The organism is Idiomarina abyssalis, assembly GCF_900116625.1.
Classification (GTDB): Bacteria; Pseudomonadota; Gammaproteobacteria; order Enterobacterales; family Alteromonadaceae; genus Idiomarina; species Idiomarina abyssalis.
Window position 1 is genome coordinate 420,719 of record NZ_FPBE01000001.1, and the last position, 14,576, is coordinate 435,294.

12 protein-coding genes and 1 riboswitch are annotated in these 14,576 nt (G+C 45.3%); of the genes, 8 read left to right on the plus strand and 4 right to left on the minus strand.

Annotation, left to right across the window (positions count from 1 at the left end):
- Genes BM359_RS02075 through BM359_RS02085 form a run of 3 tightly spaced genes read right to left on the minus strand, consistent with a single transcriptional unit; the run spans position 1 to position 5,619 of the window.
- The gene (locus tag BM359_RS02075) at positions 1-1,815 is read right to left on the minus strand and encodes a DUF885 domain-containing protein (protein ID WP_054487489.1); all 1,815 of its coding nucleotides are present in this window, start codon (positions 1,813-1,815) and stop codon (positions 1-3) included.
- A 19-nt stretch (positions 1,816-1,834) separates the two neighbouring features.
- On the minus strand, positions 1,835-2,710 hold the full coding sequence (locus tag BM359_RS02080) for an MBL fold metallo-hydrolase (protein ID WP_054487491.1): 876 nt from the start codon (positions 2,708-2,710) through the stop codon (positions 1,835-1,837).
- Positions 2,707-5,619, minus strand: coding sequence for a ligand-binding sensor domain-containing diguanylate cyclase (locus BM359_RS02085; RefSeq protein ID WP_054487493.1), 2,913 nt, complete (start codon positions 5,617-5,619; stop codon positions 2,707-2,709). Before BM359_RS02085 ends, BM359_RS02080 begins: the two co-directional genes overlap by 4 nt.
- A gap of 136 nt (positions 5,620-5,755) precedes the next feature.
- Between BM359_RS02085 and BM359_RS02090 the strand changes: the two genes are divergently transcribed.
- The 6 genes from BM359_RS02090 (at position 5,756) to BM359_RS02115 (ending at position 11,346) form a co-directional block, all read left to right on the plus strand.
- Positions 5,756-6,805 carry an NAD(P)-dependent alcohol dehydrogenase gene (locus BM359_RS02090; RefSeq protein WP_054487495.1) on the plus strand — a complete coding sequence of 350 codons (1,050 nt, stop codon included), beginning with the start codon at positions 5,756-5,758 and terminating at the stop codon, positions 6,803-6,805.
- Between the two features lie 44 nt (positions 6,806-6,849).
- Positions 6,850-7,026, plus strand: a riboswitch (Lysine riboswitch).
- A 95-nt stretch (positions 7,027-7,121) separates the two neighbouring features.
- On the plus strand, positions 7,122-8,462 hold the full coding sequence (gene lysC, locus BM359_RS02095) for a lysine-sensitive aspartokinase 3 (protein ID WP_054487497.1): 1,341 nt from the start codon (positions 7,122-7,124) through the stop codon (positions 8,460-8,462).
- A gap of 81 nt (positions 8,463-8,543) precedes the next feature.
- Complete coding sequence (locus BM359_RS02100) at positions 8,544-8,924, plus strand: HvfA family oxazolone/thioamide-modified RiPP metallophore (RefSeq protein WP_054487499.1); 381 nt, start codon at positions 8,544-8,546, stop codon at positions 8,922-8,924.
- A gap of 85 nt (positions 8,925-9,009) precedes the next feature.
- Positions 9,010-9,807: an undecaprenyl-diphosphate phosphatase gene (locus BM359_RS02105; protein ID WP_054487501.1), complete on the plus strand. Its 798-nt coding sequence runs from the start codon at positions 9,010-9,012 to the stop codon at positions 9,805-9,807.
- Positions 9,808-9,818: 11 nt separating this feature from the next.
- Complete coding sequence (locus tag BM359_RS02110; RefSeq protein WP_054487503.1) at positions 9,819-10,646, plus strand: ion transporter; 828 nt, start codon at positions 9,819-9,821, stop codon at positions 10,644-10,646.
- Complete coding sequence (locus tag BM359_RS02115) at positions 10,630-11,346, plus strand: M48 family metallopeptidase (RefSeq protein WP_054487505.1); 717 nt, start codon at positions 10,630-10,632, stop codon at positions 11,344-11,346. The genes BM359_RS02110 and BM359_RS02115 overlap by 17 nt, the downstream gene beginning before the upstream one ends.
- Here the strand turns inward: BM359_RS02115 and BM359_RS02120 are convergent.
- Positions 11,339-11,560 carry a hypothetical protein gene (locus BM359_RS02120; protein ID WP_054487507.1) on the minus strand — a complete coding sequence of 74 codons (222 nt, stop codon included), beginning with the start codon at positions 11,558-11,560 and terminating at the stop codon, positions 11,339-11,341. The genes BM359_RS02115 and BM359_RS02120 overlap by 8 nt on opposite strands.
- A 203-nt stretch (positions 11,561-11,763) precedes the next feature.
- Between BM359_RS02120 and BM359_RS02125 the strand changes: the two genes are divergently transcribed.
- The gene (locus tag BM359_RS02125; RefSeq protein WP_054487509.1) at positions 11,764-12,204 is read left to right on the plus strand and encodes a VOC family protein; all 441 of its coding nucleotides are present in this window, start codon (positions 11,764-11,766) and stop codon (positions 12,202-12,204) included.
- A gap of 89 nt (positions 12,205-12,293) precedes the next feature.
- Positions 12,294-14,519: an NADP-dependent isocitrate dehydrogenase gene (locus tag BM359_RS02130; protein WP_054487511.1), complete on the plus strand. Its 2,226-nt coding sequence runs from the start codon at positions 12,294-12,296 to the stop codon at positions 14,517-14,519.
- The last annotated feature ends 57 nt before the right edge of the window (positions 14,520-14,576 follow it).

Below are 14,576 nucleotides of genomic sequence, written 5' to 3' on the forward strand. Positions count from 1 at the left end.
CTACAGTTGCTGAGCAACCCAACGTTTCACCTTGCGCTCCAGTACGGTAAGTGGAACAGCACCGTCCTCAAGAACCACACGGTGGAAAGCTTTAATATCAAAGTTATTACCCAGCTTTCTCTCAGCATCGCGACGGAGTTCGCTAATTTTTAGCTGACCAATTTTATAGGCCAGTGCCTGACCGGGTAACGCCATAAAGCGCTCGGCCTCTGATACCGCACGAGCCTCTGCAACCGGAGCATTGTCATACATGTAATCTAATACTTGTTGACGACTCCAGCCTTTAGCGTGAATTCCTGTATCAACGACTAAGCGTATAGAGCGCCACAATTCTGCAGCCAGTTGTCCGAAACGCTGGTAAGGGTCATCGTAGAGACCCATATCGTAACCTAAAGCTTCTGAGTATAATCCCCAGCCTTCAGTGTAGGCAGTTTCCCGGCCGAACTTCCGGAACCGGGGTAAGTCTTCCAGTTCCTGCTGAATGGATATCTGGAAATGATGACCCGGCGCTGCCTCGTGCAGGAATAGAGCTGTTTTTGCCCAACTTGGACGCGATGGCAAGTCGTAAGTGTTCAGATAGAAAATTGCAGGTCGCGAGTTATCGGTGGGCGCGGCCTGGTAGGAACCTGAACTTGCCGATTGCTCACGAAACTCCTCGACTTTACGCACTTCGTACTCAGCCTGAGGGAAGATATCGAAGAGCTCGCCAACGACTTCATCAACAGTACCTCGCAAGGACCGGTAGTCTTCGACCATTTCGTCTCTGCTATCGTAAATGAATTGTTCGTCGTTCGTCATGAAGTCAAAGAAGGCCTGTAAGTCGCCTTCAAAGTTTGTTTCCTCCATGATGTCGCGCATTTCACCGTGAATACGGGCAACTTCATCCAAACCAATATTGTGAATACGATCAGCGCTTAACTCAGTTGAAGTGTTAGCCTTAATTCTATACTCATACCACTCAGTACCGCCGGGCAACTGACCCAAGCCAAAACTGTCTGTACGAGTCTCTGGTAAATATTCATTACTGAGATAATCACTGAGTTTTTGATAAGCAGGCATGACGGTATTGGCGATAACATCGCGGTATTCTTTACGAATTGCTTCGGCGTCTGTACTTGCTATGTCCTCAGGTAAGTCTTTAACCGGGCGCCAAAAAATGCTTTGCGTAACGTCTTCGGTAATTTGTGCGTCAATTTGGGGAATGGCTTTCTCGATTAAAACGCGCGGCTGGACAATGTCTTGTTTAACGCCAATTTTCATATTCTCAATAGCTTGCTCGAAAAGTCGCGGAATTTGCTTCATGCGACTGGCCCATGCGCGGTAGTCTTCTGCTGTATTGAATGGTTGAGCCGACGTGCCAGAGCCAAGCATTGCCAGGCGACCGGCGATATTATAAAACTGGTTGATAGGTAACAAATGCTCAGGATATTGAGCGCCCTCAATGGCCAGTTCCCTGTTTCGCTTGAAGATTTCATAACTGATCCGCTCTGAGCGGGGGAGCTGCTCGGCATTGATGCCTTTAATTTTCTCTAAGTAGCTTTTTTCTAAAGCGAGTAATTCTTCAAGATGCTCTTCTGAATAGAAGTTCGGCAATTCATCATTATATTGATTGTCCCCAATATAAGTCGCTAATAACGGGTTTAGTTTCAGTTGTTCGTCAAAGTAGTTCTTATAAATCTCCTGGAGTTGTTCGGTTTGAGAGGTTTGTTTAACTGAGCTTGTTTGACTGTCTGATGCTGTTTCCGTCTGTTGTGGCTGGCCACAACCAGCCAATAGTAGTGATAATGAAATAGCGAGAGTGGTTTTGTTCATCATTTTAAGTACCTGCTTGCAGTTATAAACGGTTCAAAGGGACTTTTAGGTAAACAGTACCATTACTTTCTGCCGGGGGCATTTGACCCGCACGAATATTAACTTGAATGGAAGGAATGATAAGTCGCGGCATATCCAGTGTTGTATCGCGCTCTTCTCTCCATTTTACAAACTGTTCTTCGCTGGCTTGTCCGCCGACATGGATGTTGTTTTGTTTTTGTTCTTGTATCGTGGTTTTACATTGATGCTCGCGCCCCTCGGGAGGGTAGTCGTGGCAAATGTAAACGTCCGTTGTACCGTCCAGTTGGAAAAGCTTTTGAATAGACTGATACAAAGTATTGGCACTGCCTCCGGGGAAGTCACAGCGAGCAGTTCCTACGTCCGGGTTAAATAATGTATCACCCACAAAGACTTTGTTTTCATTCACAACGTAAGCGATATCAGCAGGTGTGTGGCCTGGTGTATGTATTACACGGAAACTCATTGACCCCACCTGAAAGGTCTCTCCGTCACTTAACAGTTTATCGAAGTGCTCTCCATTAGGTAAAAACTCTTTTTCAAGATTATAGACCTGCTTAAATATTTTTTGCACATCCGTAATATGCTCGCCGATGGCAATAGGCGCATTAAGTTGCTTTTTTAAAAAAGGAGCGGCACTTAAGTGGTCAGCGTGCGCATGCGTTTCCAGTATCCAGGCAACATCTAGACTGTTTGTGTGAACAAAGTCTAAAATGCGTTGTGCGCCGTTAGTACAGGTTTTACCCGAGGGGTAATCAAAGTCGAGCACAGGGTCGATAATAACGGCATCTTTTTCATCCGAATCAAAGACAACGTAACTGAAGGTTTCGCTGTCGTTATCAAGAAAAGCTTCAACGTTTATTGAGTTATGCTTGTTCATGGTTTTGACTCCATTCGGTTGCGACCGGCACTTTTTGCCTGATAAAGAGCCTGATCAGCTGCAACGAGTAAACCAGCATGATCAGCATAGTGAAAACTACTGGCAACACCAATACTAACGGTAATCTTCATGTCTTCAACAAGATCGTCGAATGGTGTTGCAGCTATTCGCTCACGCATTCGTTCACTGGCTTCCTTAGCGACTTCAAGCTCAGAGTTCGTAATTAATACGGCAAACTCTTCACCGCCCCAACGAGCGACATAATCAATGTCTCTGATCTCATCACGCAGTACATCCGCGATTCTTACCAACACCTTATCGCCGACAGTATGTAAGTAATGGTCGTTGACATCCTTAAAGTAGTCGACATCAAGGATAGCTAAACTTAAATAGGTTCCGTCGCGTCTGCAGCGACTCAGCTCATGTTGCAGGCGTTCATCAAAGGCGCGCCGGTTTCCAAGATTCGTTAATGGATCCTGCCGTGCCATGGTCTCTAAGTCAGCTGTTTTCTCTTTAACCATTTTTTCCAGTCGCAGCCGTGTCTGGTTATGCTGGTTAAGGCGTGCTTTTACGCCAACCAATGCTAAAAGCGCAACAGCTAAAGAGGCAACAATCCAAAACCATGCCTGCATCCAGATATGAGCCGACTGCCGGAAAGCAAAATAGTCGGGTTGACTCCATTGGCCACCGGGATACCTGGCCCGAACCTGAAAGATATAATCGTTGGCCGGCAAGGTCGTGTACTCTGCAGAGTTAAGAGAGTTTTTATTCACCCAATTTTCGTCAAAGCCAACCAGGCGTACCTGATAGTCAATTTGTTCGGCCATAAGATAACCGGGAGCAACAAATTCGAACACGATTCGGTCCGTTTCAGCACTCAGTTTCTCTCCGAAGATGACTGTTTCACCGTCGGCTTTTACTGACTCAATATTAACCTCAGGAGGAAGGTTGCCAATTTCCGTAATCGTTTTCGGATCAACCTCTGAAACTCCATTGCTGGTTGCTAGCCAAATACTGCCATCGCGGGCCTGGAGCATGGATGGACCACCACTGTTTATTTGAGCGCTCTCAAGACCGTCGACTTCACTGAAGCGCTGAACATTAAGTTTGTCTGCCTGTCCTGCTAAGACTTTAGTAAAAGAATCATGTTCAATCATCACTGGGCCACGGTTTGAACCCAGCCAGAGATTACCATTGCCGTCGAAAGTCACGGACATAAAGTTATCAAAGGGCAAGCCTTGGTCACGGTTGAAAATTTTCCAAGTGTTCTTACTAAGGTTATGAGCAATAAGTCCGCGATCGGTTGCCATCCATAGGTAACCAGAATGCTCGGTAACATGAAAAGCCAGTTCGGCATTGTTCAGTTCGGTTAAGTTAACAGGAGTGATTTGGTAATCGAATGCATCATTTTTAGCGACGATATTAATACTAACCACACCACGCGCTGAACCAGCCCAAAGCCTGCCTGTTTTATCGAGATGTAACGAGGTCGTATAATTATTGGTTAAACCATCTTCTTGAGAAATATGTTGGGATACCCATTGCCCTTCGGAGTTTTGGTACAAATGCGTAATGCCCAAAGGTGTAGCCAGGAATTTCCCCAGTTTAGGGTCAAGCTCAATTTGACGAATTTCGTCCGCTTTTAATAAGTTATTAGTGTCAAAGTGCCGGACAATTCTCTCTCCGTCCCAAATATAAAGGCCGTCAGTGTATGTTCCGATGTGGAGTTGTTGCGTATCATCATACGCCAGTGACAATACCGACTGCTCGTTTAATGGGGTGTCGGGAGCCAGGGCAGAAACTCCCGTTTCGTCTACAACTGAAACACCATTGCTGGAACCAACGATGATTTCACTTTTGTCACTTTCTGCTAAGGCTCTGATATAGTTACCTGTAAGCCCGTCTTTTTTTGTATAAGTCGAAAAAAGTGCATCTCTGAACTGAACCAGTCCACCGTGAGTTGAGACCCAAAAGCTGCCTTCTCTGTCTTGAATAATATCCAATACATGATTATTAGGCAGACCTTCGCTGGTATCGAAAATTTCTATACCGTATTTATCGCTAATGCGAATGAGCCCGTCCCGATAGGTTCCCAGCCAAAGTTGCTTGTCAGGTGACTGAAACAGGGTACTGATTCTTCTGTCAATTTCGGGAAGTGTACGCTCGAACTCGGTATTTACCTTTTGCTGATACAACCCATTTTCCGTGCCTACCAGTAAAGTACCGTTTTGCAGTTCAAGTAGGGCGGTGACTAACCGCTCCGGAATGGCAGTAATAGTTTCAAAGCGAGCCTGACCAACTTTTTTTACCTGAAGCCCTTTATTGGTGGCTGCCCACAAGTTGCCCTGGCTGTCGACCAGCGACTCATAGACAAACATGGAATTCAGACCATGGTTAGTCGTAAATTGTGCGGTGCGTTGATTGTTTTTATAAACGAGCAAGCCAAGCTCTGAAGTTGAGACCCAAAGGTTGCAGTTATCATCAGTAAATAAGTGGTTTACAAAAGGTGGAGTGGATTCAAGTGCTTCCCAGTGTCCATCATAGAAACGAGCAATTCCGCCCCGGCTACCGGCCACATAAATGCTGCCATCGCAATGGCTGTAGGCTGCGGTATACATGCCTATATCAGGTAAACCGGTTTCTCGTAAATTATCGTAGATATCGAAACGACGACCATTAAAGCGGGCAGGCCCTTGCCAGGTTGCTAACCAAAGGTAGCCTTTATTATCCTGAATGAGTTCATTAACCGAGTTGTGGGGTAATCCATCACGCGTTTCCCAGTGTCGAATTAAATAATCGGTTAGTGGGCTTTGCTCATTATTAGTGCCGCCTGAATTAACCGCAGCGGTTATCCCGGGTGAATTAAGGCAAAAGAATGCAGTCAGCAACAAAAACAGTGTGTACTTCATAAGTCATCTATTTTTTAAACAATATTATTGGATGGTATGTTGTCGCCGCACGGGTTGCAATAACTCAAAAGCCGGCAATCTAAAATATAAGTTAACGAGTACAATACTTAGATACAATAATTTAACGGAGTAATAAATGACAAAAGCCTACGCTGCACAATCTGAAACTTCTGAATTGGCGCCTCATGCTATTGAACGACGTGAGCTGCGTGCTGATGATGTTGCAATAGAGATTACCTATTGTGGCGTTTGTCACACGGACATTCATTACGCCGAAAACGATTGGGGTGGCACCATTTACCCAGTTGTGCCCGGTCATGAGATAATCGGTAAAGTCACGGCCGTAGGCGATAATGTTAAGGACTTCAGTGTGGGAGACACTGTTGGTGTTGGCTGTATGGTTGACTCGTGCCGCGAGTGCTCTTCTTGTGAAAAGGGTCTGGAGCAATATTGCCTTAACGGGATGGTACCAACCTATAACGGAGAAGACTTGCACGATAAAAGCATTACTTATGGTGGTTACTCAGAGAAGATAGTCGTCAGTGACCGCTTTGTAGTGCGGGTGTCAGAAAAACTGGATCCGGCAAAAGCCGCGCCACTTCTGTGTGCCGGTATTACAACCTATTCACCATTGCGCCACTTTGGTGTGCAAAAAGGGCACAAGGTAGGTGTCATCGGCATGGGTGGCCTGGGACATATGGGCGTTAAATTTGCTAAAGCCATGGGAGCTGAAGTCACTATTTTTACGCGCTCAGAAAGCAAAGTGTCCGAAGCTAAAAAGCAAGGCGCAGATCATGTGATTATCTCAACTGATGATAAACAAATGGAAGCGGCAGCAGAGACCTTCGATTTTTTACTGGATACCGTGCCGGTACAGCATGATCTCAATCCGTACATTAACTGTTTGAAAGTCGATGGTACGCACATTCTAGTGGGTCTGTTAGAGCCGGTTGACCCTGCATTACAAGCCGGAGCGCTGGTGATGAAACGCCGGGTACTTGCTGGCTCCTTAATTGGTGGCATTCCTGAAACACAGGAAATGCTCGACTTCTGTGCCGAACACTCTATTCATTGCGATGTTGAAATGCTGGATATCCAGAACATCAACGATGCCTTTGTACGGATGAAAAAAGGTGATGTGAAGTATCGATTTGTAATTGATATGGACTCGCTAAAGCAGTCTTAGTGAGTAAATAAATTGACCACGCTTTGTCGGGCGTGGTCTAATTTGCACAAAGAAGAGGTGCGTACACCAGGAACTTTCGAACTTAGGTTGCCAAAGCCGGATTTGAGTCGAAGGGGAGGGGTATTACGCCGAGGTAGCATAGTCATTTGGCGGCAATGTTGCCGGTTGCAGGGTTTGAACACCCACAACTGTCACCTTCAGGGTGGAGAGCTTCTGGTGTTTGCATTTGCCTATTGGCTATTAAGTTAATCTCGCCACTTACTCTGCAAAACCTGAGTTCTCCGAACACTTATGTTGTTATGTTCAGGAGAAAACTGTGTCTTTTACTGTTGCTAAGTTCGGAGGTACGAGCGTTGCCGACTATCCTTCAATGCTACGCTGTGCCCAAATTGTTCAGAATAACCCCTCTATTCGTCTGGTCGTTGTTAGTGCCTGCGCCGGAGTCACGAATCGGCTGGCAGAAATAGCTGATAAACAGGGTAAGCAAACAGAATCTCTGCGAAATGAAATTTATACTATTCATGCCTCTATTCAGCAAAAACTGAAGAGCTCCGGTGCTCTGGAACTATCCTTGTCTCAGTTACATGATGAACTGGAGTCTCACTGTCAAAAAGCAATAGCAAACTGGGCCGCCTGGCGGGATGAGTTATTAAGCTTTGGTGAGCGTTGCTCGAGTCTTTTGTTTTCTTGCGTTCTAAATGAACAAGGCTTGTTATCGGATACGTTGGATGCGCGGCAACTGCTGAAAACAAACAGCGCTTTTGGCCGGGCGCAGCCGGATGAAGTTTCAACTAAGTCACATTGTCTTGAGCAGAAGCAGAAGCTCGAGTCCGGGTGTGTGTGGGTAACTCAGGGGTTTATTGGCTCAGATGATAAAACCCAGACAACGACTTTAGGTCGCGGGGGAAGCGATTATAGCGCCGCATTGCTAGCCGCAGGTTTTAATGCAACGGATTTACAAATTTGGACGGACGTTGCGGGAATTTATACAACAGACCCAAGAATCTGTTCCAGCGCCCGGGCGATAGCCGAAATGAGTTTCTCAGAAGCGGCAGAGTTAGCGACTTTTGGAGCTAAAATCCTGCACCCATCCAGTCTGGCACCTGCTATTAAAAATGCAATTCGGGTATTCATTGGCAGTAGCCAGAATGCAGCAGCCGGTGGTACGTATATATCCGCAACCCCTACAACCCGGCCTGACGTAAGAGCGGTTGCACTTCGCCGGAATCAGACTTTAGTGACCGTTCATAGTTTGAGTATGCTGCATGCGAGTGGTTTTCTGGCACGGCTTTTTGAGATACTGGCGCGCTATAATGTCAGTGTGGATTTGGTCACAACCTCAGAAGTCAGCATTGCGCTGACGCTGGACGAAGGCGGAAGTATTGCAAATGGACAAGCCTTATTACCGGCTGCTGCTTTAGAGGAGCTTGAGCAGTTTTGCCGCGTAGAAATTGAAACGGGGTTATCGCTGGTGGCTATTATTGGAAACGGCATTGGACGAGATGCTCATATTAGCCAACTCACTTTTAACACAGTGAATGACTATGCTGTGCGTTTGATTTGCCAGGGAGCGAGCGAGCATAACCTTTGCTTTCTGGTAGAAGACAGTGAGGGTGAGAATGTGATCCGAACCTTGCATGATAGAATATTGAGTTAATAATATGTAAATAACTGTCTATTTATTGTAAAAATAAACTACAGTTAAAGAGACCCCAACAAACAAATTTAGGTAATTATTATGAAACAACTGACATCAAAAACTCTGGCTATTACTTCGGCCTTATCTGTAGCTTCAGCAATGAGCATGGGCGCTGCTCAGGCAAACCCTTTTGAAGCAACGGAGCTTTCTTCGGGCTATGAGGTTTCTCAACCACAAGAAATGAAATGCGGTGAAGGAAAATGTGGCGAAGAGAAAATGAAAGAAAAATCCAAAGAAGAAATGAAAGAGAGAAAGGAAAAGGCCAAAGAAGGCAAGTGTGGTGAAGGAAAATGCGGTGAAGGTAAGTGCGGCGAAGAAATGAAGAAAGAAAAGGCCGAGAGAAAAGGTGAAAAATCAGAAAAGTCTGAAGAAGGAAAATGTGGTGAAGGTAAGTGCGGCGAAGGTAAATGTGGCGCTTAATCACTTAATCTTACTTTCGTTCTAGCGACGAAACTGACTATAATGCTCGCTTTCTATTTGAGCAGAATGAAGGCGAGCATTTTTAATGGATTTCTTACAATCGATCATCCTTGGCATTATCCAGGGGATAACCGAGTTTCTTCCAATATCCAGTTCTGCTCATTTAATTTTGATGCCAATACTTACTGGCTGGGAAGATCAAGGTGTAGGCTTTGATCTCGCCGTTCATGTCGGTACTTTGCTTGCTGTCATTCTCTATTTTCGCAAAGATGTCACTGAACTCTTTGTCGATGGCCTTCGTTCTATCGCTGCTCGCCAACATGTCGGACAAAGTCGCTTAGGCTGGGCTGTTGTTGTTGGAACTATACCTGCTTGTATTGCGGGTATACTGCTACTGGATTACATAGACACTGCGCTAAGAGCTGTGGGGGTTATCATCACTACCACGGTTGTTTTCGCTGTGCTTTTAGCGGTTGCCGATCGCTTCGCCCGCGGCAGCAGAACCTTGCAGGACATTGGTTTTAAAGATGCGATTATTGTTGGACTTGCCCAAGCTTTAGCACTGATTCCGGGCACTTCGCGTTCAGGCGCTACCATAACCGCGGGTTTGTTTTTAGGGTTAAACCGAGAGTCAGCTTCAAAGTTCTCATTTTTTATGGCCATTCCAATTACTGCTGCTGCTGCGCTGGTTAAGCTATTAACCATAGCCTCAGAGTCCATTGCCGTCGATTGGTTGGGTTTTCTGGTTGGAGGCGTTGTGTCGTTTCTAACTGCCATTACCGCTATTCACTTTTTCCTGAAGTGGCTTAACGCGTTCGGTATGTGGCCCTACGTTATCTACCGTTTAGTCCTGGCGGTTGTCTTGTACTTACTATTCTTCTGAGTCGTTAATTTATGTACGAAAACATTAAAAAGCAGTTGTTTCAGCTTAAAAGTAACAAGATTTTTGAAGCTCTGGTGGTTGCCGTTATCATTATTTCGGCTTTGGAAATTGGCGCTAAAACCTACGAGTTACCCGCTTTTGCTAATAGCCTGACGTATGGTTTAGACCTTTTTATAACGCTGTTTTTTCTAATTGAAATTACCATTCGTTTTATTGCCGAAGACAATAAAAAAGCCTTTTTTAAAGATGGCTGGAATGTGTTTGATACCCTGGTCGTATTGGTCAGTCTTATTCCAATCAATGACTCTGAACTTGCCTTGCTGGCGCGCTTGGTCCGTATTTTCCGAGTACTTAGGATGATATCCATTATTCCTGAGCTTAGAACCTTAATAAACTCCTTGCTAAAAGCGCTTCCCCAGATGGGTTACGTTGTACTGCTGATGTTTATTATCTTCTATATTTATGCGGCAGTTGGTAGCTACTTGTTCGCCGACATCAACCCGTTCTTATGGGATAACATTGCCACTTCAATGCTTACGCTGTTCAGGGTGATGACCTTTGAAGACTGGACGGATATTCAGTATGAAACCATGGAAGTTTATGGTTGGAGCTGGATTTACTATATGACTTTTATTTTCCTGACTGCTTTTGCGTTTTTAAACATGGTTATAGGTATTGTGATTAACGTCATGGATAAAGAGGGTCGTAAGGTTGAGCTTGGCCAGGAAAATGAGGCTCAAGAACTCGGAGATAAAGAACCTTCTATAACTGATTTACAGCAGGAAATTCGGGAATTAAAGCAACTGATAGTGGCTCAGCAAGATGCCGAAAGAAGGTAAAAGTTTATACAGCGCAAAGCTGCTCATTAACGATATTCCCGTTACGGTTAAGAGTAAGCGGATTAAGAATATGTACTTAAGGGTGCGTGCGCCCTCGGGTGATGTTGAAGTTTCGGCTCCTAAGCAGTGCTCGTTGAATGAGATTGAAAGCTGGTTGTTTGAGCGTCATGACTGGTTGATAAAGCAACGGGAAAGAATTGCGATGCAACCGGTACAGCCAGAACTTCAGTTTGTTTCAGGTGAAGAGCATAAGTTCTGGGGAAAAGTGTACACACTGGATATTGCACTTAAAAAGCGTGGTGCCTCGGTTAGCTTGAAGGATAATAAACTGCAACTGGTTTCTCTGCCACATTACGATGCAGTTCAGCGTAAACAGGTTCTGGATCGTTGGTACCGGGACCAAATTACCCGCGAAGTTGAAGCCTTACTGGGTATCTGGCAACCGCGAATGGGAGTTTACAGCAGCGGTTTCGGTATCAGGGCGATGAAAACCCGCTGGGGTACCTGCAATATAGGCAGCAAAAAGATATGGCTGAACCTGGAACTGGTTAAAAAACCGGTCGAGTGCCTTGAGTACGTAGTGGTTCATGAACTAACACACCTGTTTGAGCGTTATCATAACGCGCGCTTTTACGCACTCATGGATGAGTTTCTTCCTGACTGGCGTGAGCGAAAAAAACTGACCAACCAGTTTATCTGAGTTCTTCCCCTAATTGATTCTGCGCTATCAATCTAAATACATAAGCCACTTTGAACAAACCGGCTAAGATTACCTGTGACAAATGCAAGAAAACTAACAGCATCAAAGGTAAGTTTTCTTCCTGGAACCAGGCCAGATAAAAAACGACGATTGAAAGTAATAAAAACACCACCATAGAAGTGTTAGAGGTTTGTAATAGTTTACGTGGTTTCATAAGAGACATTCCTAATGTATCTAATAAATGCATATTAAATGTATCTTTAACTTAAATCAAGGAAAGGTAAGAAAAATAGAAAACAGTGATGAACCATTGCCGGTGCCAGTCCCGTATTTTGGAAGGCCGGAAGAATTTGGACGCTGTTTCGACCTTATTGAACGAGGTGCTGAAGCCCTTATTGAGCAGGAAGGAGATAGAAAGTGCAATATTTACACACCATGGTGCGGGTGCACGACTTAAAACAATCTTTGAATTTCTATTGTGATTTATTGGGATTGCAGGAAGTTAAACGGAAGGAGGTAGAAAAAGGCCGTTTCACTTTAGTCTTTTTAGCTGCACCGGATGACGTTGAGCGCGCTAAAAAAGAACAGGCGCCGATGATGGAGTTGACCTACAACTGGGACCCGGAAACTTATAGCGGTGGCCGTAACTTTGGGCATTTAGCGTTTCGAGTCGAGAATATTTATGAGTTGTGCCAAAAACTGATGGATAACGGCGTCATTATTAACCGGCCTCCGAGAGACGGGCACATGGCCTTTGTACGCTCGCCGGATAATATCTCAATAGAGCTGCTGCAAAAAGGTGATAACTTGCCGCCACAAGAGCCGTGGGCCTCTATGGAAAACACGGGTGAATGGTAATTCAGAGCCAGATCCTCTATAATCTGCGCCACAAAATTACATAAGTAAGCTAATAGATTTTTACTTTGGTCCAATAAATAGGAATGACTATGTCGACTGATAAAGCAAAGATTATTTATACTGAAACGGACGAGGCGCCGCGCCTTGCTACCTATTCGTTTCTGCCTTTTATTGAAGCATTTACTAAGGCAGCTGGTGTTTCAGTTGAAACTCGTGATATTTCTTTAGCTGGTCGTATTATTTCGCAGTTTCCGGAGTACCTGAGCGAAGAACAACGTCAGTCAGATGCTTTAGCTGAACTGGGTGAAATGGCGAAGACAGCGGAAGCAAACATTATTAAGCTGCCAAACATCAGTGCATCTATCCCGCAAATGACAGCTTGCATCAAAGAGCTTCAGGAACAAGGTTATAAGCTGCCTGACTTCCCGTTTGACCCACAAACGGATGAAGAAAAAGACGTTCGTGCTCGTTATGACAAAGTAAAGGGCAGTGCGGTTAACCCGGTATTACGTGAAGGTAACTCTGATCGTCGCGCACCAAGCGCTGTAAAAAATTACGCGAAGAAACACCCGCACCGTATGGGTGAGTGGTCTAAGGATTCTAAATCACACGTTGCGCACATGAACGACGGCGATTTCTACAGCAGCGAGAAATCGGTAACCTCTTCGGCCGATGACACATTTAAAATTGTTTTTGAGAGCAACGGTGAGCAAAAAGTACTGAAGGAATCGGTACCCGTACTGGCAGGCGAAGTAGTTGACGCTGCAACGATGAGTAAAAAGCAACTGCAGGCGTTCTTTGAGAAAGAAACTGCAGCGGCTAAAGAGCAGGGCGTATTATTGTCACTGCACTTAAAAGCCACCATGATGAAAGTCTCTGACCCAATTATGTTTGGTCATGCGGTTCGTGTTTTCTATAAAGATGTATTGGAAAAACACGCTGACGTTATGAAAGATATTGAGTTTGACGCAAGTAACGGTATTGGTGACCTGTACAACAAGCTGGAAAAAATTGGTTCAGACAAGCGTGCTGAAATTGAATCAGACCTGGAAGCGGTTTATTCAAAACAGCCGGAACTGGCAATGGTTAACTCGCATAAGGGCATTACAAACCTACACGTACCAAGTGACATCATTATTGACGCATCAATGCCGGCAATGATTCGTGATTCTGGAAAAATGTGGGATAAGAACGACAGCCGACAAGATGCTAAAGCAATGATCCCGGATCGTAGCTACGCAGGTGTTTACCAGGAAACCATTAATTTCTGTAGAGAAAATGGCGCCTTTGATCCGGCAACTATGGGTACCGTACCTAACGTTGGCCTAATGGCGCAAAAAGCTGAAGAGTATGGCTCTCACGACAAGACCTTTGAAATTCCGGCAAAGGGTGCAGTAAAAGTATTTAACAAAGCCGGCGATGTTGTGTTCGAACACCACGTTGAAGAAGGTGATATCTGGCGCATGTGTCAGGTAAAAGACGCACCGATTCGTGACTGGGTTAAGCTGGCGGTTAACCGTTCACGCTTAAGCGGTATGCCTGCAGTATTTTGGTTAGACAGCAACCGCGCTCACGACGCTCAGTTAATTAAGAAAGTGGAAGAGTACCTGAAAGAACACGACACCGATGGTCTGGACATTCAGATCATGGCGCCGGTTGAAGCGACTCGCCACACGCTACAGCGTGTTAAAGAAGGCAAGGACACCATTTCTGTTACCGGTAACGTACTGCGTGACTACCTGACGGACTTGTTCCCAATTCTGGAACTGGGCACGTCAGCGAAAATGCTGTCAATTGTTCCGTTAATGAACGGTGGTGGTTTGTTTGAAACTGGTGCCGGCGGTTCAGCGCCTAAACACGTGCAGCAGTTTGTTGAAGAGAATCACTTACGTTGGGACTCTTTAGGTGAGTTTTTGGCGTTAGCTGCGTCTCTTGAGCACCTAAGCCGTACCTTTGATAACAACCGCGCGCAAATTCTGGCAGATAGCCTGGATGTCGCAACGGCTAAGTTCCTGGAAGAGAACAAATCACCGTCACGTAAAGTGGGTGAGATAGACAATCGTGGCTCACACTTCTACCTGGCAATGTACTGGGCAGAAGCGCTGGCGAACCAGAACGACGATGCTGAACTTAAAGAGCGTTTCAGCAAGCTGTCTGAAAAGCTGTCTGGTAACGAGCAGGTCATTATCGATGAACTGAACAAGGTTCAGGGCGTTAAAGTAGACATTGGTGGTTACTATCAGCCAAATACCGATAAGGTATCAGCAGCAATGCGCCCTTGTTCCGTATTAAATGAAACGCTTGCCAGCTTATAATTTACACATTATAAATTAGGCGATAAGTGTAAGAAGCAGGCTTCGGCCTGCTTTTTT